At 62.6% G+C, this 22438-nt stretch carries 25 protein-coding genes and 1 riboswitch; of the genes, 15 read left to right on the top strand and 10 right to left on the bottom strand.

Annotated elements, in window-relative coordinates:
* Positions 1–46: 46 nt before the first annotated feature.
* The 4 genes from BO74_RS04130 to BO74_RS04115 all read right to left on the bottom strand — a co-directional run bounded on the left by BO74_RS04130 (position 47) and on the right by BO74_RS04115 (position 2881).
* Positions 47–997 (bottom strand): trypsin-like peptidase domain-containing protein, encoded by a 951-nt coding sequence (locus tag BO74_RS04130; RefSeq protein WP_496440253.1) that lies wholly within the window; start codon positions 995–997, stop codon positions 47–49.
* Positions 998–1111: 114 nt separating this feature from the next.
* Positions 1112–1792, bottom strand: a complete 681-nt coding sequence (locus BO74_RS04125; RefSeq protein ID WP_496440251.1) for a DUF4145 domain-containing protein — start codon at positions 1790–1792, stop codon at positions 1112–1114.
* A 144-nt stretch (positions 1793–1936) separates the two neighbouring features.
* Positions 1937–2506 carry a hypothetical protein gene (locus tag BO74_RS04120; RefSeq protein WP_496440250.1) on the bottom strand — a complete coding sequence of 190 codons (570 nt, stop codon included), beginning with the start codon at positions 2504–2506 and terminating at the stop codon, positions 1937–1939.
* Between the two features lie 177 nt (positions 2507–2683).
* Positions 2684–2881 (bottom strand): hypothetical protein, encoded by a 198-nt coding sequence (locus tag BO74_RS04115; protein WP_496440248.1) that lies wholly within the window; start codon positions 2879–2881, stop codon positions 2684–2686.
* 51 nt (positions 2882–2932) lie between these two features.
* Here BO74_RS04115 and queF point away from each other — a divergent pair, with 51 nt between their 5' ends.
* The 11 genes from queF to BO74_RS04060 all read left to right on the top strand — a co-directional run bounded on the left by queF (position 2933) and on the right by BO74_RS04060 (position 10599).
* Positions 2933–3772 (top strand): NADPH-dependent 7-cyano-7-deazaguanine reductase QueF, encoded by an 840-nt coding sequence (gene queF / locus BO74_RS04110; protein WP_496440246.1) that lies wholly within the window; start codon positions 2933–2935, stop codon positions 3770–3772.
* A 73-nt stretch (positions 3773–3845) separates the two neighbouring features.
* Entirely contained in the window at positions 3846–4706 is an 861-nt protein-coding gene (locus tag BO74_RS04105; RefSeq protein WP_496440244.1) for an urease accessory protein UreD, read from the top strand.
* 12 nt (positions 4707–4718) lie between these two features.
* Complete coding sequence (gene ureA / locus BO74_RS04100) at positions 4719–5021, top strand: urease subunit gamma (protein WP_496440243.1); 303 nt, start codon at positions 4719–4721, stop codon at positions 5019–5021.
* A 16-nt stretch (positions 5022–5037) separates the two neighbouring features.
* Positions 5038–5601, top strand: a complete 564-nt coding sequence (locus tag BO74_RS04095) for a HupE/UreJ family protein (protein WP_496440242.1) — start codon at positions 5038–5040, stop codon at positions 5599–5601.
* A gap of 10 nt (positions 5602–5611) precedes the next feature.
* A complete protein-coding gene (locus BO74_RS04090) occupies positions 5612–5917 on the top strand; it encodes an urease subunit beta (RefSeq protein WP_496440241.1) in 306 nt (101 codons plus the stop codon).
* The gene (ureC, locus tag BO74_RS04085; RefSeq protein WP_496440239.1) at positions 5914–7620 is read left to right on the top strand and encodes an urease subunit alpha; all 1707 of its coding nucleotides are present in this window, start codon (positions 5914–5916) and stop codon (positions 7618–7620) included. The genes BO74_RS04090 and ureC overlap by 4 nt, the downstream gene beginning before the upstream one ends.
* 96 nt (positions 7621–7716) lie before the next feature.
* Positions 7717–8301: an urease accessory protein UreE gene (gene ureE, locus BO74_RS04080; protein ID WP_496440237.1), complete on the top strand. Its 585-nt coding sequence runs from the start codon at positions 7717–7719 to the stop codon at positions 8299–8301.
* A 29-nt stretch (positions 8302–8330) separates the two neighbouring features.
* On the top strand, positions 8331–8987 hold the full coding sequence (locus BO74_RS04075; protein WP_496440401.1) for an urease accessory protein UreF: 657 nt from the start codon (positions 8331–8333) through the stop codon (positions 8985–8987).
* 5 nt (positions 8988–8992) lie between these two features.
* Positions 8993–9616, top strand: coding sequence for an urease accessory protein UreG (ureG, locus tag BO74_RS04070; protein WP_496440236.1), 624 nt, complete (start codon positions 8993–8995; stop codon positions 9614–9616).
* Positions 9617–9773: 157 nt separating this feature from the next.
* Complete coding sequence (locus BO74_RS04065) at positions 9774–9977, top strand: hypothetical protein (protein WP_496440235.1); 204 nt, start codon at positions 9774–9776, stop codon at positions 9975–9977.
* A gap of 274 nt (positions 9978–10251) precedes the next feature.
* Positions 10252–10599: a GlpM family protein gene (locus tag BO74_RS04060; RefSeq protein ID WP_496440234.1), complete on the top strand. Its 348-nt coding sequence runs from the start codon at positions 10252–10254 to the stop codon at positions 10597–10599.
* Between the two features lie 6 nt (positions 10600–10605).
* Here the strand turns inward: BO74_RS04060 and BO74_RS04055 are convergent, their stop codons facing one another.
* The 6 genes from BO74_RS04055 to BO74_RS04030 are packed head-to-tail and all read right to left on the bottom strand — an operon-like array spanning position 10606 to position 16219.
* Positions 10606–11202: a BUD32 family EKC/KEOPS complex subunit gene (locus BO74_RS04055; protein ID WP_496440233.1), complete on the bottom strand. Its 597-nt coding sequence runs from the start codon at positions 11200–11202 to the stop codon at positions 10606–10608.
* Positions 11199–12668: a lipopolysaccharide kinase InaA family protein gene (locus BO74_RS04050; protein WP_496440232.1), complete on the bottom strand. Its 1470-nt coding sequence runs from the start codon at positions 12666–12668 to the stop codon at positions 11199–11201. Before BO74_RS04050 ends, BO74_RS04055 begins: the two co-directional genes overlap by 4 nt.
* Complete coding sequence (locus BO74_RS04045; protein ID WP_496440230.1) at positions 12665–13426, bottom strand: lipopolysaccharide kinase InaA family protein; 762 nt, start codon at positions 13424–13426, stop codon at positions 12665–12667. Before BO74_RS04045 ends, BO74_RS04050 begins: the two co-directional genes overlap by 4 nt.
* Positions 13423–14247 carry a lipopolysaccharide core heptose(I) kinase RfaP gene (gene rfaP / locus BO74_RS04040; protein ID WP_496440229.1) on the bottom strand — a complete coding sequence of 275 codons (825 nt, stop codon included), beginning with the start codon at positions 14245–14247 and terminating at the stop codon, positions 13423–13425. The genes BO74_RS04045 and rfaP overlap by 4 nt, the downstream gene beginning before the upstream one ends.
* The gene (locus tag BO74_RS04035) at positions 14244–15365 is read right to left on the bottom strand and encodes a glycosyltransferase family 4 protein (protein WP_496440227.1); all 1122 of its coding nucleotides are present in this window, start codon (positions 15363–15365) and stop codon (positions 14244–14246) included. The genes rfaP and BO74_RS04035 overlap by 4 nt, the downstream gene beginning before the upstream one ends.
* Positions 15365–16219: a lysophospholipid acyltransferase family protein gene (locus BO74_RS04030; protein ID WP_496440226.1), complete on the bottom strand. Its 855-nt coding sequence runs from the start codon at positions 16217–16219 to the stop codon at positions 15365–15367. Before BO74_RS04030 ends, BO74_RS04035 begins: the two co-directional genes overlap by 1 nt.
* A gap of 196 nt (positions 16220–16415) precedes the next feature.
* Between BO74_RS04030 and metK the strand changes: the two genes are divergently transcribed.
* The 4 genes from metK (at position 16416) to ahcY (ending at position 22277) form a co-directional block, all read left to right on the top strand.
* Positions 16416–17582 (top strand): methionine adenosyltransferase, encoded by a 1167-nt coding sequence (metK, locus tag BO74_RS04025; RefSeq protein WP_496440225.1) that lies wholly within the window; start codon positions 16416–16418, stop codon positions 17580–17582.
* A gap of 124 nt (positions 17583–17706) precedes the next feature.
* The gene (locus BO74_RS04020; RefSeq protein WP_496440223.1) at positions 17707–18936 is read left to right on the top strand and encodes an HD-GYP domain-containing protein; all 1230 of its coding nucleotides are present in this window, start codon (positions 17707–17709) and stop codon (positions 18934–18936) included.
* 19 nt (positions 18937–18955) lie between these two features.
* Entirely contained in the window at positions 18956–20665 is a 1710-nt protein-coding gene (locus BO74_RS04015; RefSeq protein WP_496440221.1) for a sensor domain-containing diguanylate cyclase, read from the top strand.
* 39 nt (positions 20666–20704) lie between these two features.
* A riboswitch (S-adenosyl-L-homocysteine riboswitch) is annotated at positions 20705–20785 on the top strand.
* 91 nt (positions 20786–20876) lie between these two features.
* Entirely contained in the window at positions 20877–22277 is a 1401-nt protein-coding gene (gene ahcY, locus BO74_RS04010) for an adenosylhomocysteinase (RefSeq protein ID WP_496440220.1), read from the top strand.
* The last annotated feature ends 161 nt before the right edge of the window (positions 22278–22438 follow it).

Genomic DNA, 22438 nt, shown 5'->3' with positions numbered 1-22438 from the left:
CAGCGAATCGAAGGCAACGACATCGGCTGCACCAACTGGTTAGCCTTCATTGACGCCCAAACTTTTGGAAAAGCTCGACTGGCAGAGCAAAGTTGATGTTTTGCGAATCTTTAAGCAGGAAGGTGGTGATGCCGAGAACCCGACCGAACTCGTCGAATAGTCCGCCTCCACTCGAACCGGGGGATATTGCGGCTGATGTTTGGATTAGGGGCATCGGCATCCCATGTTTTTGACGCAACCCGGACACTAATCCCTCCGCTATGGTTAGCTCGAACCCGCGAGGGGAACCGACACTGTAGACGCGCTGCCCCGGAAGCACGGACGATAGCTTGCCAATGCTGGCAACTCTGGCAGGTAGGTCAACAGTGTTAAGGAGGCAGTAATCCATTTCTTTGCTGCCACGGACAGTGGTTGCCTCATAAGGATTGCCGCGAAACATTACAACCGCAGTTTTAGCCGCCTCAAGCACATGGCAATTGGTTGCAACGGTATTAGTGCCTATGACGACGCCACTGCCTTGACTTATGGCTTCGCGACTACGGTCGAATGCAATAACAACTACAACAGACTGAGCGGCGATTTTGTATATTTCTGACGGGCTTAGCGGAGAGTTCTGTTCCGTAGACGGCGGTGAATTTGATTCAGGTGCACGATACCAAGGCTTGGTTTGTTCTATGTATTTCTGCACGAATCCATTCAACGCAGCCGTTCGCGCATGAGTCTCTCGCATGAGACATGAGACTTCACCGCTGCAACGTGCATCACGCTGCTTAATCCATTGAATCTGGCTCTTTCTGACTTCAGCGAAGACATCAGTCGGAACCGTGCTCCGAATTGCGGCGTAAGCATCAGACAAGTAGTCATCAAATGCTTTCAACACGGGATTGGAGCAGATTGCCACCTCCGGTGCGGTCTTAGCTCTATCACAATTGATCGCCGACACGATTGGGCAGAACAGCAGCAAGAAGACGAGTGCAATTGTTCGATAAGAGATCATAGGGCATGCATTGAGGGCAACGTTTGACGTGAGGGGCGGCCGGAGCCGAAGGCGGAGGGAACCCAAAGCGTAGCTTTGGAACGTCCCTCTCGACGGAATTGTTAGACCACGGCGTTAATCGAACTCGGCCTCTACTTGCTTTGGCAAAATATAAACATCAGTGAGTAGGTGCTCTATCACATCCATTGCAAGGCCAAGCTGTTTTTCGCTATGTGGTTTTACTTCATGCGCTGCAGCGTTTCCGAGCGTCCGAATTTTGTGAAGAATTTGCGCTCCGGCGGGAGTAAGAACGCTCTTTGCAATTAAATCATCAATTTTTTGAAGAAGATTTCCTCCCGTTGCAGCCTTCTCTTGGCAAACGGTCTCAACGAGAGCTCTTAGCCCAATTCCTGCCAGAATTGGAGATTTGCTATTCAAGGCTTGCAATGTTTCAGAGTAAATTCGCTGAACCTTGGACGGCAAGTAATGCGCTTCTTTCTCAAGCCCTTTGCGGCCTTCAATTCGAGAAGGATAAAGATCCTCGTAAACGACGTGCTCGTATTCGTCATAACTTATCGGTTCATAATCTTCAGAATTTGAGCTGGTTTTCCTAAACGAGATTGTTTTGCAGCCTTGGCATTGAATTATTTGGTAGTGCGCATCCCAGTAAAAATCAAAATCCCCGTCGTGTTCCTCTCCAGAGTGGTCGACGGACAAAACAACTTTATGGAATGTCTTTCCATCGCATTTTGAGCAAGGAACTTTTTCTTCTTTTCCCTGAGTGGCATTGATTGCCTCGGTTTCTTTTGTCGCCATAACGCAACCTTAAAGGCCTAACGTAGAGCTAACCGGCGCTGCACGGCTTTATCGCGCAGCGTCCAGAGCGCGAAGCGAACGGGGTTAAGCGCCGGGTTAGCCTTCTTTGGTGACTTGGATGATTGTGGTTGTGGCATGTTGCGATTAGTTGAGATTAGAGGAGGTTTCGTCTATTGACGATGCGTTTGCTTTGCTTCGGCATTCCGTTCCGCCCCCTTTCCGGCTCCGACAACTTTGCCCTTGCCCGCAATCTGAATCCACTTGGCATTCCATGGGGACTGGCGTTGTCGGCATGATTGTGTTTGCCGACCCTGCGTATGTATTTAGTCGGTTGATATATTGCGCGCAGCCGCCGATATTTCCGTTGTATTCCCAGCTTCTCAGAATGCCGCCTTTGTCAGCTACCAGTTTGATCTGACAGTTGTAGTTGACTGGGATTGCTTGTGTATAAGTTGTTGTCCCATAGACAGGTGTGCGACCCACATAACCTGTTGTTGTAGATGTCTGAGGAACGAATAATGAGCCTGATTGACTCACGTACCAAGAGTAAACAGTGTCGTTTCCGAACTCCTGCTTTGCGGATGGGTAGCCAAGAACTGAAAAGGCTTCTCTGTCTGATTTCCCCATTAGCGAGCGCAGGCCGTCTTCCATCTGCCCAAATGTTGCGCATCCGGCCAGAAGAATGGCGATGAGCAATTTCCAAAGTTTTTTCATGCTAGTCGATGCAAGCTGTTGATGGTGACAGAAAGGCTAACTATAAATAGGAATTATGACGCAATGATTCCCGTCATAACGGATAAAACGGATAGCTGGCTGCATAAAAACCAGTTAATACTCATAAAAAAGTCTATTAGCCCCGATTTAGCGGGGCCCAAAATCCCATAAAAAGCCTCATTTCCAGATTCTTCTGGCCCGTTCGACGGGAGGAATACGGTTCGAAAAACGGCTTTCGGTCAATTGTACGCATAGAGCATTTCGCGTGAAAGCCGTCCGTGGCCGATCCAGCTGCTCGCGTTGACCTTCTGCGTTTTCCTTGTCGCCAACCATGTTGGCGCTTTCGAAAGCAGCATGAAGGTCGTCATCAAGCATCGGCGGGTCCGCGTTGATCACCGCCGCGCGTTGACCGGTAGAATCCGCCCCATGACCGCACACACCGACCCCAGCCCGCTCTCCCCGCTCGGCAAACCGACGGACTACTGCGACCAGTACGCGCCCGAGCTGTTGTTTCCCATTCCCCGCCGGATCAAGCGCGACGAGATCGGCGTCGACGAAGCCGCCTTGCCCTTTGTCGGGGAAGACATCTGGAACGCCTACGAGCTTTCCTGGCTGAACGGGAAAGGCAAGCCCGTCGTCGCCGTCGGACGCTTTCGCGTGCCGGCCGACAGCCCGAACCTGATCGAATCCAAGTCGTTCAAGCTCTATCTCAACTCGTTCAACCAGACGGCGTTTGCCGACATCGACGCCGTCGCGACGGCGCTCACCCGCGACCTCTCGGCCGCCGCCGGCGGCACCGTCGATGTCGATCTGCAGCCGCTCGGCGAACGCCCGCAGGCCGTCATCGCCTACCCGGACGGCGAACAGCTCGACGAACTCGATATCGCCATCGACACCTACGAACCGGCGCCAAGTTTGTTAAGCGTCTCTGACGCCCCTGTCGTCGAGGAAACGCTTTACTCGCACCTGCTCAAGTCGAACTGCCTGGTCACCGGTCAGCCCGACTGGGGCATGCTGGTCATCCGCTATCGCGGCCGGCCGATCGACCGCGCGGGGCTGTTGCGCTACATCGTGTCCTTCCGCAAGCACAACGAGTTTCACGAGCAGTGCGTCGAGCGCATCTATTGCGATATCCAGCGCCGGTGCGCGCCCGAGGCGCTCGCCGTGCATGCCCGCTACACGCGGCGCGGCGGTCTCGACATCAACCCGTTCCGCAGCAGCGGAGAGTATTCGCCCCCCGCCAACATTCGCGAAATCCGGCAATAGCCATGGAACCGGGCGTGCCTATACGCGATTTTGCGTATGGCCCGAACCACTGGCGTTACGCACAATCGGGCGCATGACCTGTCGCCTGCCGCTCAATCCGGAAAACTCGCCGTCATGGCATGCCGAGTTGCGCCTCGGCTTTGCCCGGGACGGAGAGCGTTGCGTCATGAACGAGCGTTGGCACCGCGGCCCCTTGCGCGTGCAGAAGGCCTTGTACCCGGAAGGCGACGAGGTCTGCCAGGCGATCCTGCTGCATCCGCCTTCGGGCATCGTCGGCGGCGACCACCTCGAAATCACGGCGCGGGTCGGTCCTGAAGCCCGCGCGCAACTGACCACGCCGGGCGCCGGCAAGTGGTATCGCTCGGGCGGCGCAGAGGCCTCGCAGACGCTCGACTTCAGCGTCGCCGACAACGCCGTTCTCGAATGGCTGCCGCAGGAAACCATCGTCTTCGACGGCGCGAAAAGCCGGATGGACACCCGGGTGCGCTTGGGCAAAGGCAGCCGCTATCTCGGCTGGGAAATCCTCTGCCTCGGGCGCAGCGCCTCCGGCGAACGCTTTACCAACGGCCACATTGCGCTGCACACGCGCATCGAACGCAACGGCCAGCCGTTGTGGCTCGAACGCGGACGCATCGACGGCAACAACCCGATGCTCGCCAGCATTGCCGGGTGGGCCGGCGCCTCTATCGGTGGCACCCTGCTGGCGACGCTGGACGCGGGCGACGACGTCGCCACGCTGCTCGACGCCTGCCGCGCCATCGCCCCGGCCGACGGTGCCGAACACGCGCTGACCGCCTTGCCCAAGCTGCTGGTCGCCCGCTATCTTGGACATAACAGCGAGGCTGCTCGCCTGTGGTTCGCTGCTCTTTGGCACATCCTGCGCCCTGCCCTGCTCGGCCGGCCCGCGCTAACCCCACGAATCTGGAATACCTGAGAAGGAGCGTTTATGGAATTGACCCCGAGAGAAAAGGACAAGCTGCTCATCTTCACCGCCGGCCTGCTTGCCGAACGGCGCCGCGCGCGCGGCCTGAAGCTCAATTACCCGGAAGCCATCGCGCTGATCACCTGCGCGATCCTGGAAGGCGCGCGCGACGGCAAGAGCGTCGCCGAGTTGATGAGCGAGGGCACTACCGTCCTGACGCGCGCCGAAGTGATGGACGGCATCGCCGAGATGATTCCGGAGATCCAGGTCGAGGCCACCTTCCCCGACGGCACCAAGCTCGTCACCGTACATCACCCCATCGTCTGACCCAGAGGAGTACATCATGTCAAAACGTTTCGCCACCTTGCTGCTCACCGCCCTTCCGCTCGCCGCGTTCGCCCATACCGGCCACGGCGATCATGGTTTCCTCGACGGCTTCACCCACCCGTTCCTCGGCCTCGACCACCTGCTGGCGATGCTGCTCGTCGGCGTCTGGAGTGTGCTGCACGCCCGGCACGTCTGGCTGGCGCCGCTGACCTTCGTCACCTTGCTCGCCGCCGGCGCTGCGCTGGGCCAGCACGGCATCGTCGTGCCGCAACTCGAACCGCTCGTCGCCGCCTCGGTGCTGGTGCTCGGCGTGATGCTGACCCTGCCCTTCCGCGTCGGTCTTTCCGCGGCGCTCGCCGTCATCGGCGGATTCGCCCTGTTCCACGGCATGGCGCACGGTGGCGAACTGGAACAAGGCTCGACGATCATGGCCGGCATTGTCCTCGGCTCGGCGAGCCTGCACGGCATCGGCATGGGCCTCGCGCAATTCGTGCTGAAGAATCGTCCGACGCTGGCGCTACGTCTCGGCCAGCTCGTCGCCGTGATCGGCGGTGGTCTCGTTCTCTCCACGGTACTGTGAGGTAATCCCGATGACCCCAGGAGAAATGCTCGTCGAACCCGGAGAACTCGAACTCAACGGCGGCCGCCCGACGCTGACGCTGGTCGTCGCCAACACCGGCGACCGGCCGATCCAGGTCGGCTCGCACTACCACTTTTTTGAAACCAACCCGGCGCTGTCGTTCGACCGTGAAGCCGCCAGAGGCTTCCGCCTCGACATCGCGGCCGGCACCGCCGTGCGCTTCGAACCCGGCCAGACGCGGACCATTCAACTCGTCGCGCTGACCGGTGAGCGCAAGGTCTACGGCTTCCGCGGCATGATCCAGGGGGCGCTATGAGCACGAAGATTTCGCGGCAAGCCTACGCCGAAATGTTCGGCCCGACCGTCGGCGATCGCCTCCGGCTCGCCGATACCGAACTCTTCGTCGAAGTCGAGAAGGACTACACGATCTACGGCGAGGAAGTGAAGTTCGGCGGCGGCAAGGTGATCCGCGACGGCATGGGGCAGAGCCAGCGCATATCGAAGGACACCGTCGACACAGTGATTACCAACGCGCTGATCATCGACGCTGTCACCGGCATCATCAAGGCCGACATCGGCATCAAGGACGGGCGCATCGCCGGCATCGGCAAGGCCGGCAATCCGGACATCCAGCCCGGCGTGACGATCGTCGTCGGACCGGGCACCGAGGCTATCGCCGGCGAAGGGATGATCGTCACGGCTGGCGGCATCGACGCGCACATCCACTGGATCTGCCCGCAGCAGATGGAAGATGCGCAGATGTCCGGCATCACCACGATGCTCGGCGGCGGCACCGGGCCGGCCACCGGCACCTTCGCGACGACCTGCACGCCAGGGCCGTGGCATATCCACCGCATGCTCGAAGCCGCCGAAGCCTTCCCGATGAACCTCGGCTTTCTCGGCAAGGGCAACGCCAGCCTGCCCGAAGCCCTGCGCGAGCAAGTCGCCGCCGGGGCGATGGGGCTGAAGCTGCACGAGGATTGGGGCACGACGCCGGCCGCCATCGACTGCTGTCTGTCAGTCGCCGACGAGATGGACGTGCAGGTCGCCATCCACACCGACACGCTCAACGAATCGGGCTTCGTCGAATCGACCATCGACGCCTTCAAGGGCCGCACCATCCACACCTTCCACACCGAAGGCGCGGGCGGCGGCCACGCGCCGGACATCATCCGCGCGGCCGGCCTGCCCAACGTGCTGCCGAGTTCGACCAACCCGACGATGCCGTACACGGTAAATACCATCGACGAGCACCTCGACATGCTGATGGTCTGCCACCACCTCGATCCGGCGATCGCCGAAGACATCGCCTTCGCCGAATCGCGCATCCGCCGCGAGACGATCGCCGCCGAGGACATCCTGCACGACCTCGGCGCCTTCTCGATGATGAGTTCGGACTCGCAGGCGATGGGCCGCGTCGGCGAAGTCATCACCCGCACCTGGCAGGCCGCGCACAAGATGAAGGTGCAGCGCGGTACGCTGCCGGGGGATAACGCACGCAACGACAACCTGCGCGTGAAGCGCTACATCGCCAAGTACACGATCAACCCGGCGCTGACGCACGGCATCGCGCATGCCGTCGGCTCGGTCGAGGTCGGCAAGCTGGCGGACCTCGTTTTGTGGCGGCCCGCCTTCTTCGGCGCGAAACCGTCGTTGATCCTCAAGAGCGGCATGATCGCCGCCGCCGCGATGGGCGACCCCAACGCATCGATCCCGACACCACAGCCGGTGCATTACCGGCCGATGTTCGGCAGCTTCGGCAAGGCGCTGAAGACCTCGGTCACCTTCGTCTCGCAAGCCGCGCTGGAAAATCCGGCCGTCGCCGCGCTCGGTTTGCAGAAGCCGCTGATCGCTGTGTCCGGCACGCGCGCCGTGAAGAAGGCCGACATGGTGCACAACGGCGCGACGCCGAGGATCGACGTCGATCCCGAAACCTACGTCGTGCGCGCCGACGGCGAGTTGCTGGTCTGCGAACCGGCGGTCTCGCTGCCGCTCACCCAACGTTATTTCTTGTTCTAGACCATGACCCCACCCTGTCATTCCGGCGCAAGCCGGAATCCAGTACAGCCGCCCAACTGGACCCCGGCCTTCGCCGGGGTGACGAACGGAGACTGAATGACAATCGCCATGCTCATCCTCAACCACCGCACAAACCACCCCCCTACCGACTCCGTCGCCCTCGCCTACGACGAGCGCAAGCGCAGCCGTCTCAAGGTCGTACTCGCTTCCGGCAAGGAGGCGGGCATTTTCCTTGAGCGCGGCGACCACCTGCATGGCGGTGACCGGCTGTTGTCCGAGGATGGTGGCTCTATCGTCGAAATCCTCGCCGCGCCGGAGAAGCTGATCGAGGCGACCGCCGACACGCCGCTGCTTTTCGCCCGCGCCGCCTATCACCTCGGCAACCGGCACGTGCCGGTGCAGATCGTGCCGACCGCAGATGGCGGCAAGCTCCGTTTCCAGACAGACCACGTGCTGGCCGAGATGGTCAGGGGACTCGGTTGTGTCGTCGCGGAAACCGAAGCGCCGTTTCAGCCCGAATCGGGCGCTTATGGGGCAAATTCGGGCTCCCACGGCGGCCATCACCACCACGGCGAAGAACACGACCATCACAGCGCAGAGCACGCCCGCCTGCACAACCCTGGTCACGGCCCGCACCGGTCGATGCCGAAGATCCACGAGTTCAAACCGGCGAAATCGTGAGCCGCTCATCGCTGGCGCTGGTGCGCCTCATGCAACTCGTCAGCCCGGCCCTGCCGGTCGGCTCCTACACCTATTCGCAGGGATTGGAATGGGCCGTCGACTCCGGGCGAATTCGCGACGAAGCCAGCGCCGGCGAATGGATCGGCGACCTGATGCGGCACGGCATCGGCCGTTTCGAGGCGCCATTGGTCGCGTTACTGATGCAGTACTGGGCTGACGGCGACGCCGCTGAGATCGCCCGCCTCAACGCCGACTTCCTCGCCAGCCGCGAGTCGGCCGAACTGCGCGCCGAGACCGTGCAGATGGGCTTCTCGCTCAACCGCCTGCTGGCCGACCTGCGCGATCCGTCGCTGGAAACCTTGCGTGCCGAACTCGCCCGCTTGCCCGAAATCGCCTTCCCGACCGTCTGGTCCGGCCTCGCCGCCGCCTGGCAAATCGACCCGCAAGCTGCAGTTGGCGGCTACCTGTGGGCGTGGGCCGAGAACCAGGTAATGGCTGCGCTCAAGGCCGTACCGCTCGGCCAAGCCGCCGGTCAGCGCCTGTTGGCCGAACTCGGGCAAGCGGTACCAGTTATCGCCGAAGCCGCACACACACTCGACGAGCAAGACTGGAGCAACCTCACCCCGGCGTTCGCCCTCTGCTGCGCCCGCCACGAAACCCAATATTCCCGCCTCTTCCGATCGTAAATTCCATGACTAAACGAACCTCTCCCCTCCGCGTCGGCATCGGCGGCCCCGTCGGTTCCGGCAAGACCGCCCTGACCCTTGCCCTCTGCCAGGCATTGCGCGAGCAGATCGACATGGCCGTCGTCACCAACGACATCTACACCGCCGAGGACGCCAAATTCCTCGTCGCGCATTCGGCGCTGCCGCCCGAGCGGATCATGGGCGTCGAGACCGGCGGCTGCCCGCACACGGCGATCCGCGAAGATGCCTCGATCAACCTCGAGGCCATCGACCGTCTGCAACGCGCCTTCCCCGACGTGCAATTGATCCTGGTCGAGTCCGGCGGCGACAATCTCGCCGCGACCTTCTCGCCCGAGTTGTCGGATCTCACGATCTACGTGATCGACGTCGCCGCCGGCGAGAAGATCCCGCGCAAGGGCGGCCCCGGCATCACGAAATCGGACCTGCTGGTGATCAACAAGATCGACCTCGCGCCAATGGTTGGTGCCTCATTGGACGTCATGGCCCGCGACGCCAAGGCGCAGCGCGGGGAAAGGCCATTCATCTTCACCAACCTCAAGACCGGACACGGGCTCACCGACGTCATCAACTTCATCCGCGAGAAAGGGATGCTAGCCATAACGGCCTAGGTTACACAGCGTCACATAGTTGCGACACGTGTTACACGAGAAAAAGAAAGGACGACAGACGCACCTCCCAGTGCTCGATACCATGAGTTCCGTCGGATAGGAAGACGCTTCAACACCTTGAAGACATGTGTTTTCCGACTTACTGAAAGGAACGATCATGGATGCAAATTTCTTTGTTGATCACGCTGTCGAGATTCATCTTCTTGCTGGTTTGCTGGCCATCGTTGGCGGGTTCGCCATCATCGGCATCGCCAAGGCCATCTCCAGTGTCTGGGCCGGTCTCGCCAACAAGACCCCTGCAGAAAAGCGCAACATCCACGGCGCAAATCTGAGCCGCGTCATCGCCCTCGGCGCCCGCTAAGCATCATGGGCCAAGGCACTTCCGGCCGGAGAATCTGACCGCCGCCCCCTGACAGAAGCGCATCGATATTTTGCGCAGCCTGACATGGAAAAGGCACTTCGGCTGGAACCTGATTTTCCCCCTGCAACACCCGAATTCTGTAACTCCGCTGAATAAGACGTCGGCTTCAATCGCAGCCTTTATTGCTGCCAGCCTCACGCCCCGACGAATCGAGCACGCCCTGCAAGCCATCGTGATCCCGGACAACCACGGCCTCCGGTAGAATCCGAAAGCAATGCTCGCCCTCTTCCTCAAATCGCTGCTCGGCGCCGCCGCCGTCCTGATCATCGCCCTGCTCTCGAAGACCAGCAATTTCTTCGTTGCCGGGCTGGTTCCCTTGTTCCCGACCTTCGCGCTGATTGCCCACTACATCGTCGGCAGCGAACGTTCGCCCGCCGACCTGCGCACGACAGCGCTGTTCGGCCTGTGGTCGCTGATTCCCTACGCGCTGTATCTGCTCATCGTCTATTGGCTGAGCGTGCGGGCATCGCTGACGACAACGCTGCTGCTGGCCACCGCTGGCTGGATCGTCGCCGCGGCCATCCTGCTGTTCGCCTGGACGCGGGCCTTTCCGGCAGCCTGAACACGTTTACCGCCGAAGGATCGCCCCGCTGTCGATCCACTCCCGCTCGCCTTCCATCCCCAGCATCCGCTGGATATTGCGCCGCCGCATGAACAGCGGTAGCGGACGGGAATAGACGCGCAGATCGGAGAAATCGATCAGGCCGAGTTCGCCCGACGGAGTGAGGATCACGTTGCCGAGGTGCAACGAGCGGAAGTAGATGCCCAGCGCATGCAGGCGGATGACGAAGTCGGTGAATTTCCGTTTCAACTCGCGCTCGGTCGCGGGGTCGAGCCCCCGGCGCAGCAGCGCACGCAGCGATTCGCCGGCGAGCGGGTGGTAGCGCACCGCATCGCGCTTGATCGACGGAATGCGCACCGCGGCGATGACCGTCGGCACCGGAATTCCGCGTTCACGCAGCACCGACGCATTGCTCGCGAAGCGCTGCGCGTAGGGATACCAGGCCGCGGACGAGAGAATGCGCTTGCGGCGGAACAGTTTGAGCAGCGTGCCGTCGGTCAGACGCAGCACCTTCTCGCCGTGACCATCGGCCTCGATGACTTCGGCATCTTCCCGCAGGGCCAGGAAATCCTCGTGGGCGACGACTTTCAAACCCGGCATCATGGGACCTCCGGCAGGTTGGCGTCCAGCCAACGGTAGAGCGCCGAATGCGTCGGCCAGTTCCGCAGGAAGCGCGCCCGGTCGCGTCGCCAGTCGCGCACGAACGCCGTGTGGCAGTCGTGCCGGATCATCGCGTCGAGGTCGATGACGACGATCCGTCCTTCGTGCCAGAGCAGGTTCGTTGCCTTCATGTCGCCGTGGGTAATCTTCAGACGGAAAAGCGTCCCGAAGAAATCGACCAGCGCCGCGGCCTCATCGGTGCCCGGCTCGCGCTCAGGCGAAAGGCGCTGCATCAGGCTTTCGCCCGGACAAAAGTCGGTGACCAGAAAGGCCCGCCGCCGCAGCGGCCCGACCCGTTCTTCGAGCATGGCCAGCGGTGCCGGCGTCGCAATGCCGAAGAACGCCAGACGGTGCCCGGCCACCCAGGAATGCCACGCCCGGCTCGGCCGCCAGAAGCGCGACAGCGCATGACGGAAGCTCTTGAGGTTGTAGCGCTTGATCACCCGCGCCCGCCCATCGACGTCGACGCGGACAACCGTGCAGGTGTTCCCGTCCTTGAGCATCTGCCCTTTCTTGATCGCGGCATCGGGAGATTCCAGCAGGTCCCTGAGTGCGTCCTTCTCGGCGCGAACGACGGCCGTAAACAGGCTGGTGGTGCCGCGCACAGCGAACTGGCTGCAATCGCGCAACGTCTTGCCGAGAAAATGCGTCAGGCGTTGTTCGCGCGCGCGCTCGACCGCCAGCAACAGCGCATCGCGCTCCGGCCGCAAGCGCTCCTGCTCCGCAGTGTAGGCCGCGACCAGCAGGTCGAGACAGGATTCCCACGCCAGCGGCAACTGGGCCACCAGCAACGCGAGGTTGTCCAATGGCTGTCTGGACGCCTCGGCGCCTTTCGTCACCGGCTCGATGCCGTCGCCGTCGATCAGGAAAAATTCGCCCTGGTATTCAAGGAAGTTGCCGAGATGCAGGTCGGTCTGGATCAACCCGGCGGCATGCAGCCGTCCGAGCAGGGCAAACGCCGGCAGGAGGATTTCCAGCGCCTGTGGGTCGCCCGGGCGAAGAGTGTCCACAGCCGACCAGCGCTCGGCCAGCGTCCTGGACCCGACGAGGAATTCGGTCAGCAGGAAATGGCCGCCACCGGCGAGCCGGCCAGCACCGAGAACCGCGGGGGTCGGCAGATTCGCCGCCTGCAGCGCGGCGATGCCCTGTCGTTCGCGCTCCCAATGCCGCGTGTTGGCACGGGCGACAAACAGCTTCACGAGCGCCGACGTGTCGCGCCAGCGCGCTTCGCCGACAATCCGTTTCCCGGGCAGCACGCGGAGCAGACGGGATATGCCGATCGCCTCGCCGTCATCGGCTTGCACCCGGAAGGGCACGGCGAGGCTCTGCCGCGCACGGCGCAGCGTCTTCGCGTCGAATCGTGCGTCGGGTTTCGCGTCAACTCGCGGCACAGTTGCCTGAACGTTCATTCCCGCCCTTCGAAAAATTTCACGATCCGCCGCACCCGTTTTTTGTCTCCCGCCGTCAGCCGCGCGTGCTGCGCGTAGTCGAGATAGAAACGCAACCGCTGGGTGCGCGTCAGATGATATTTGGCGACCTTGTCGAGACAGGCCAGGTCCTTGACGATGCGGTAGGAGAGGAACGGCTGCCACCAATAGCTGCCACTCGGGCAGTCGATCAGGTAAACCTGCGGCCGCTCGCCGTGGGCCACCAGCAGATTGCGCCACTTGAGGTCGTTGTGCGCGAAGCCCGCGTCGTGCATGCAGCGGGTGATACGCGCCACCTGCGCCGCCACCTCGCCAACCCAGCGCCGGTCGCGCAGGCGGTCATCGTTCTGCAACGCGAGTTTCGCCAGATCGGTCGTGTCGCGAATCTCTTCGGTCACCAGCGCGCCGCGCCGGAAGCCGCCCCAGTGGCGCTCGATGCCGTACGCGGCGAGCCGCGCGGTCGGGATGCCCCACGACCGGAAGGCGAGCAGGTTCTGCCATTCCTTCTTCACGCGCACCGGCGCCAGCCATTGGCGCAAGCCGTACCAGCGCCGCCGCGCGTTCTTGCCGTTGCCGGCGTAACGTTTCACGTAGTAGCGCGCACCCGCCGCCTCCACGCGGATCACTTCGCTGAGCGCGTCCTTGGTAATCCGCTCGCCGCCCAGGCTGAACACCTGGTCGAGTGAGCCAAACAGGCGGCGGGCAGTAGCGTCCTGCTGATCGAAACACCAGAAGATCATTGCCCGCCCGCCTTCGCGTACTTGCGAAGATAGCGCGCCTGCAGGCGGGCCGCTTCGCTTGCAAGGTAAGCCAGTAGCCGGGATTCCTCTTTCAGGACGCGACGCAGGGGACGGTCGAAATACAGCGAGAGGAAACGGAAGATGTCGCGGCGCGTCAGGCCGATGGCCAGTGCCGAAAAGTGCAGCGCGGCGAGATCCTTGTCGCGCCAGCGGCGCGGCGTCCTGTCGCGAATCTGCGCGCGGTGCAGGTCGATCAGCGACAGCTTCAGCTTGTCGGGCGTCGGCGCCGGTTCGAGATGCAACAGGAAGTGGCAGATGTAAAAGTCGCGGTGATTGACCCCACCCTCGTGCATGCGCCGCGCCATTTCCGCAACGCGTCGGAGTAGCGCCCGCTTCATCGCCAGCGGCGGCGGATTCGTCGGCCAGTCGCGGCAGTAGTCTTCCAGGCTGACCGTCGGCGCCAGTTCCTCGGTGACGATGAACGAATGCTGCTTCGCCGGGTTGCCGCCGCGCTGGCCGAAAGCGACGCCGCGCATGGTATCGACGCCGAGCTGCTCCAGCCGCCGGATCGCCTGCCACTCGTTGCCCGCGCCGAGGATCGGCAGACGCAGGCAGAGCAGGTTCTTGACGATCTCGCCCCAGCCGACGCCGCGATGGATCTTGACGAAATAGCCGCGTCCGGCAACCTCGGTGCGCAGCGTGCGGCGTGCTTCGAGTTCGCGGAACACTTCGCCTTTCAGTTCCTCGACGGCGACGAAGGGATCGCGCCCCGCCCACAGACGGCGGAACGGTTCGTCGAGATGCACGATCTGTTCGCTCACGCAGGCTCCCGCAGGATCAGGTCGGCCGCCCGCTCGGCATTGCTGTAGATATCGGCTGTCTCCGCGAAGGCCAGGGCGTTGGTCTGCCAGCGCGCGCGCGCCGCGGGGTCGGAGAGCATTTCCGCCAGCGTCGCATTCAGCGTTTCCTGCACGAACGGTTCCGGCACCACACGCCCGCCGTCGGCATCCTCGATATAGTGCGCGTAGCCGCAAACGGCCGTGGTCAACACCGGCAGGCCGGCAACCAGCGCTTCGAGCAGGACCGTGCCGGTGTTTTCGTTGTACGCCGGATGGATCAGCAGATCGGCACCGAGCAGGAAACGCGGGATATCGTCGCGCCCCGGCAGGATGCTCACCCGCTCGCTCACGCCGAGCGTCGCGGCCAGCCGCCGGAACGGCGCCGGATCGTCCTGGCCGATGACGATCAGCCGGGTGCGCTGCCGCAGCGCGTCCGGCAGTCCCGCCAGCGCCTTCAGGCTGCGATCAAGCCCCTTGGTCTTGAACCCCGAACCGACTTGCAGAAGCAGCAGGTCATCGTCGCCCAGCCCGAATTCCTTGCGGAAAGCGGCGCGAATTTCCGCCGCATTGGCCGGCGCCCGCCGGTCGCGCGCGATTCCCGGCGGCAAGAGGTGGAAACGCTGCGGCGGCGTGCCGTAGTGCTTCTCGAAGAACGGCTGCTGCACCTGCGAGATCATCAGGATCTCGGTCGTGCTCTCCGGCGCAAAGACGGCGCGCTCGTAGGCGGCGAAATGGCGGTAACGGGCGGAGAGCCGGTAGAGTGGATTGCGCAGCGTGCGCGCCTTCTCCTCGTAACACGGATCGGCGGCGAAATAGACATCGAGGCCGGGCATCTTGTTGAAACCGACCACGCGATCGGCCGGCCGCCGCTCGAGGTCGCGGAAAACCCAGTCGGTGAAGCGAGCATTGCGCCGGACGTTGCTGAACGCGCTCACCGGCACGACGACGACCTCGAACCCGGGAGGAATTTCGCCCTCCCAGCCCATCGTATAAACGCGGATCGCGTGCCCGCGCGCCTGACAGGCCAGCGCGATGCGCAGAAAGTCGCGCTGCAGGCCGCCGAACGGAAAGTACTTGTAGAGACAGAAGGCGAGTTGCATCAGCGATTCTCCGGAGGCGGCTCGACGCCGCGCGGACGTTTGTAGCGGTTGTAGCTCCACAGATACTGCGCCGGGCACTGCATGATCAGGCGTTCGATCTCGTGATTGATCCGCTGCGCACGCTCCTCGGTCGTCCCGGTGATCGGTTGCGACGGCGCCTGCAGGTGAAAATGGTAACCCGCGCCGCCCGGCAGGCGCTCGGCCCAGACCATGATCACCGCCGCGTGGGTTTCGGTCAGCCGCGCCGCCAGCGTCATCGTGTAGGCCGGCTTGCCAAAGAAGTCGAGCCAGCGCCCCTCGCCCATCTTCGGTGCCTGGTCCGGCAGCATGCCGACCGCCTCGCCCTTTTTCAGCGCCTTGATCAGCGAACGCACGCCGGCCAGATCGGCCGCCGCGATACGCAACTGCCCGCGCGCGCGCCTCTCCTCGATCATCGCCTGCAGCCAGCGCTGCTTCGGCGGGCGGTAGAGCACGGTGATCGGGGCATGCGTCGACAGGTACTGTGCGGTCACTTCGAAGCAACCGAGATGCGGGGTGAGATAGAGGATGCCCCTGCCGTCGCGCATCGCCGCCTCGGCCAGCTCCCAGCCGGACACTTTCACAACACGCCCGACGACTTCCTCCAACGGGCGCAACCAGATTTTCGGCAGCTCCAGCGACTGCCGCCCGGCCTCGGCGACGGCCGCCGCCCGCACGCGGCGTTCGCCCGCCTCGCCGAGCGCCAGCTGCATGTTCTCGCGCAGGTGCCGCCGATAGGTCGGGGAAAACAGCCAGGACAGCCAGCCGGCGACGGCGCCCAGGCGATGCAGCCAAAGGAGCGGCAGATGACTGAGCAGACGAAAGACGAACGCCACGAATAACCCTGTTGATAACGGGTTTGACCCCGGATTTCCGAAAAACTACAATTATCCCATTCGCCGAGTTAATCAGGACAACTTGCAGGGCGAAAAGCATCGTCAGATGCTGCAAATACTGCTAAAGCGTCGTCTGCTCGAACCCCGGAGTCGACTTCGCTGTCGTACCGGGGTTTTTCATTGGAGCACATGTCACATGTCCAGAGAGTATCTCTTTACCTCCGAGTCGGTTGGCGAAGGCCATCCCGACAAGGTCGCCGACCAGATTTCCGATTCCGTCCTCGACGCCATCCTGGCTGAAGACCCGACGGGCCGCGTCGCCTGCGAGACGCTGGTATCCACCGGCCTCGTCGTGATTTCCGGCGAAATCACCACCAAGGCGCACATCAACTACCGCGAGATCGCCCAGGAAGCCGTGCGCCGCATCGGCTACAACGATTCCGAAATCGGCTTCGACTACAAGAGCTGCGCCGTGCTCGCGGCGATCAACCGCCAGTCGCCGGACATCGCCCAGGGCGTCAATGAAGGCCAGGGCATCGACCTCGACCAGGGCGCCGGCGACCAGGGCCTGATGTTCGGCTACGCCTGCCGCGAAACGCCGACACTGATGCCGTTCCCGATCTACTATGCGCACCGCCTCATGCAGCGCCAGGCCGAGGTACGCAAGGACGGCCGCCTGCCGTGGCTGCGCCCGGACGCCAAAAGCCAGCTCTCGGTGCACTACGTCGACGGCAAGCCGGTAGCCATCGACACCGTCGTCGTCTCCACGCAACACAACCCGGACATTTCGCACGCCCAGCTCTCCGAGGCGGTGATCGAGGAAATCATCAAGCCGGTCCTGCCGAAGGACATGCTGACCGACAAGACCCGCTTCCTGATCAACCCGACCGGCCGCTTCGTCGTCGGCGGCCCGCACGGTGACTGCGGCCTGACCGGGCGCAAGATCATCGTCGACACCTACGGTGGCACCGCTCGTCACGGCGGCGGAGCCTTCTCGGGCAAGGACCCGTCCAAGGTCGACCGCTCGGCGGCCTACGCCGCGCGCTACGTGGCGAAAAACGTCGTCGCCGCCGGCCTCGCCGACCGTTGCGAAGTGCAGATCGCCTACGCCATCGGTGTCGCCAAGCCCGTGTCGCTGATGGTCGAAACCTTCGGCACCGGCAAGATCGCCGACGAAAAGATCGCCGAACTGGTTGGCCAGCACTTCGACCTGCGCCCGAAGGGCATCATCCAGACGCTTGACCTGCTTCGGCCGATCTACACCAAGACCGCCGCCTACGGCCACTTCGGTCGCGAGGAGCCGGAATTCACCTGGGAAGCGATCGACAAGGCCCCCGCGTTGCGCGCCGACGCCGGTCTGTAATTTCCCTGCGCAAGCCGGAAAGCCGACGACGCCGTTCGTCGGCTTTTTTGTATCTTTCAGGCGCATGGCGGCCAGGAAGAATTTCTGATAAAACTTCGACCTGCGCCCTCCATCCTCGCCCAAAATGCTCAAGAGAATCAGTGTCAAGCAACTCACCGTCGGGATGTTCCTCAAGGAATTCTGCGGCTCCTGGATGGAACACCCGTTCTGGCGCAATTCCTTCGTGATTACCGACCCGAAGGACATCGAGCGCATCCGGGCGAGCAGCATCCAGGAAGTGTGGATCGACTGCGCGAAAGGCATCGACGTTGCCCCGGATGAATCGGCGATTTCCGAGGCCGAGTCGGAGGCGCAGGTTGACGCCGAGCTGCACAAGGCCGCCGAAGCGCAACGTGAAATAGCACCGACGTCGACCAAGGAGGAACTGGCCCGCGCCGCCAGGATCTGCGCCCAGGCCCGGCGCGCGGTCACCTCGATGTTCCAGGAAGCGCGGATGGGCAAAGCCATCGACGCCGGCAACGCAAAAAAGCTTGTCGAGGAAATCTCCGATTCGGTGACGCGCAACCCCGGCGCCCTGATCAGCCTCGCCCGCCTGAAAACCGCCGACGACTACACCTACATGCATTCGGTCGCCGTCTGCGCGCTGATGATCGCCCTGGGCCGTCAACTCAAGCTCGACGAGGATCTGGTCAGCAAGCTCGGCATCGCCGGCCTGCTGCACGATCTGGGCAAGGCGATGATGCCTATGGAGGTGCTCAACAAGCCGGGCAAGCTCACCGACGACGAATTCCGGATCATGAAGAACCATCCGGCGGAAGGCTACAAGCTGCTGCAGGAAAGCCACGACATCGACGACATCACCTTCGACGTGGTCCTGCATCATCACGAAAAGACCGACGGCTCGGGCTACCCGAAGGGGCTCAAGAACAAGGAAATTAGCCTGTACGCCAAGATGGGCGCCGTCTGCGACGTCTACGACGCGATCACCTCCAACCGCCCCTACAAGGCCGGCTGGGACCCTGCCGAGTCGCTGCGCAAGATGGCCGAGTGGGCCGGCCACTTCGATCCGACAGTGTTCCAGGCCTTCGTCAAGAGCCTCGGCATCTACCCGATCGGCTCGCTGGTCCGGCTCAACTCCGGCCGTCTGGGCCTCGTCATCGAACAGTCGGCCAGGTCGTTGCTGACGCCGCGGATCAAGGTATTTTTCTCGACGCGCAGCAACACGCGGATTCCGACGGAAGTCATCGACCTCGCGCAGCCCGGCTGCCCGGAAAAAATCGCCAGCCGGGAAGACCCCGCGAAGTGGAACTTTCCGGATCTGAATGCATTGTGGTCAGGGCTGGACGCCCTCTGACCCGAACGGGAGACGGAACGTGCCGGCCGCCCCCTCCCGTCTGGCTGCTTCCAAGCGCTTCGCGCGGACACTGCTGGTTGCCGTTCTGCTGTTCGGATCTGCCGCTTATCTCAGCTTCACGACATTCTCGGACTATCGTGCGACGAAACTCCATGCGCACGAATTGACCTCCTCGGTCAGCGCAATTCGTTACTACGATGAAGTACTGACCATGTCGGCGCGAATGGCCGCCTTTACCGGCGGGGGCAAGTGGGGGGGACGTTACGGCCACCATGCCCCCTTGCTCGAAAATGAACTGGCCCGGGTGCGCCGCCTTTATCCGCCGGCCGAAAAGGCCATCAACGAGACAAGCCAGGCCAACGACCGCCTCGTCAAAATGGAAACCGACGCGCTGGCGCTCGCCCGCTCCGGGCATCTCGAGGAGGCGCAACAGCTTTTGTTCAGCGACGCCTACGAGAATGACAAGGAAGTCTATTCACGGGCGCTAGCGCTCGTGGGTGAGCAGACCGACGCCCATATTACCGAAATGGAAGACAACCTCCACCGGAACATTCTGCTCTCCGCGGCGGTCGTCACAACCTTGTTTGCCTTCATCGCGCTCGCCCTGATTCATGCCTTCCGCGTCCAGGCATTCCGCCGCGACCTCGAGAGCGCGCTCGGCGATATCGCCGGACGGCTGGTCAGGCTCCCGCACGAGACGGCGGCCGACGTCAGAAGCGATGTTCGCTGGGCGATGAATCTCATGGCCCGCCGGATCGGTGCTGATCATTCCGTTCTGCTCCGCCGGAGAACGATGACCGGGAACGCCGACTCGATCGGCTACGATCTGCAGTTGTGGATTGCGGACGAAAGCACCGGCGATGATCGGCACATCGCCAGCGGCCAATTGACTGAAATGACGGCAGAGAAACTTTGGCCCGCCTTGGCCCGCCCCGACGCCGAAGGAAACCTCCATTTCGCCGGGATCCACAACATGCCGGAGATCGAGCGCCTGCGGTTTTCTCCGCTCGCCGAGCTGGGCATCGACGGCATCGTGGGCACCTTCCTCAGCCGGAAGCAGGTCGGCGATTACGTTCTTTGTTTCGCCAGCCGAAAACCCGGCCCGCCCTGGAAGCAGCCCGACCCCGGGTTGTTGCGTTCGCTGGCGGAAATGCTGATCAGCGCCATCGAAGGGCAGGAAAAAAGCGAGCTGCTCACCCGCCTGGCGACCACCGACAGCCTGACCGGGCTGGCCAGTCGGCGTCGCTTCACCGAGCAACTCGAGCGCGAGATCGTCACCGGCAAGCGCTCCGGGCTGAGCAGCGGCTTGCTGATGATCGACATCGATCATTTCAAGCGCATCAACGACACCTACGGCCATGCGGCCGGCGACGCCGTGCTGGTCGACTTTGCCAGCGCAGTCCACTCGACACTGCGCGAGATCGACACGATCGGCCGCCTGGGCGGCGAGGAATTTGGCGTCATCCTGCCAAATTCGGACGCGGCCAACGCCGAAACGGTTGCCCAGCGCATCCGCCACGCCATCGAAGCGCGCTCGATCGAGGCCGGCAGCGCTGAACTACGCATCACCATCAGCATCGGCGTCACCCTCATCACCGGCACGGACCCCAACCCGGACGCACCGCTGATCCGCGCAGATCACGCGCTCTACGCGGCCAAGGAAGGCGGGCGCAACCAGGTTCGCGTACAACTGCACGCGACAGACGACGATCGGCCAACGTCGACCTGACAATACTTGTCACAAATTTTTCCGCGTATAATCGCGGACTTATCCGAGGAGCGCTGCAAGATCGCCGATCAACGTATCGAACGATTTCAGGCTCGGATCCCTCAACGGCGCTCACCTGACCAACCCATGCCGGACATGGTAAGCAGCGTGAGACAGCACAGCACCACGACCTCCTGCTTCCAGCCCGGCGACAGTTCAAAGGAGAACAGCTGTGGCTGCATTTACCGACTACGTCGTCGCCGACCTCGCCCTCGCCGATTGGGGCCGCAAGGAAATCCGCATCGCTGAAACCGAAATGCCCGGCCTGATGGCCATCCGCGAGGAATTCGCGGCCAGCCAGCCGCTGAAGGGCGCGCGCATCACCGGTTCGCTGCACATGACCATCCAGACCGCCGTGCTGATCGAGACGCTGACCGCGCTCGGCGCCGAAGTGCGCTGGGCCTCGTGCAACATCTTCTCGACCCAGGATCACGCCGCTGCCGCCATCGCCGCGCAGAACATCCCGGTCTTCGCCGTCAAGGGCGAATCGCTGACCGACTACTGGGACTACACCCACCGCATCTTCGAGTGGGCCGATGGAGGTTACTCGAACATGATCCTCGACGACGGCGGCGATGCGACGCTGCTGCTGCACCTCGGCGCCCGCGCCGAGAAGGACATCTCGGTCCTCGACAAGCCGGACAGCGAAGAAGCCACCGTGCTCTTCGCCGCGATCAAGGCCAAGCTCAAAACCGACCCGACCTGGTACTCGACGCGCCTCGCCCAGATCAAGGGCGTCACCGAGGAAACCACCACCGGCGTGCATCGCCTGTACCAGATGCACGAGCACGGCGAACTCAAGTTCCCGGCGATCAACGTCAATGACTCGGTCACCAAGTCCAAGTTCGACAACCTCTACGGCTGCCGCGAATCGCTGGTCGATGGCATCAAGCGTGCGACCGACGTGATGGTTGCCGGCAAGATCGCCGTCGTCTGCGGTTACGGTGATGTCGGCAAGGGCTCGGCGCAAGCACTGCGCGCCCTCTCGGCGCAGGTGTGGGTCACCGAAGTCGACCCGATCTGTGCGCTGCAGGCGGCGATGGAGGGCTACCGCGTCGTGACCATGGACTACGCCTGCGACAAGGCCGACATCTTCGTCACCTGCACCGGCAACTACCACGTCATCGACCACCCGCATCTGGTCAAAATGAAGCACAACGCCATCGTCTGCAATATCGGCCACTTCGACTCCGAAATCAACGTCGCCTCGATCGAAGGCTACACCTGGGAAGAGATCAAGCCGCAGGTCGATCACATCACCCTGCCGTCGGGCAACCGCATCATTCTGCTGGCCAAGGGCCGGCTGGTGAATCTAGGCTGCGCGACTGGCCACCCGTCGTACGTGATGAGCTCGTCGTTCGCCAACCAGACGATCGCCCAGATCGAGCTGTTCACCAAGACGGCCGAGTACCCCGTCGGCGTCTATACGTTGCCCAAGCATCTCGACGAAAAGGTCGCCCGCCTGCAGCTCAAGACGCTCAACGTCGAGCTCACCACGCTCACCGAACAGCAGGCGGCCTATATCGGCGTTCCGGTCGAAGGTCCGTACAAGACCGAGCACTACCGCTACTAAGGAAACGCTGAACCATTCGCCACCCCGGCGAAGGCCGGGGTCCAGTTCGTTGGATTTTCTGGATTCCGTATATGGACTCCTCCCGTTTTGCAAGAGCGAGTTGAGATAGGGCAAATGGGTGCGACTGCGACCGTATATCCGACCTGTGTGTGGAACGAAGC

It is taken from the genome of Propionivibrio pelophilus DSM 12018 (genome assembly GCF_059569095.1).
The sequence above is the reverse complement of the archived record's forward strand: the minus strand, read 5'-3'. Positions and strand labels throughout refer to the sequence as shown.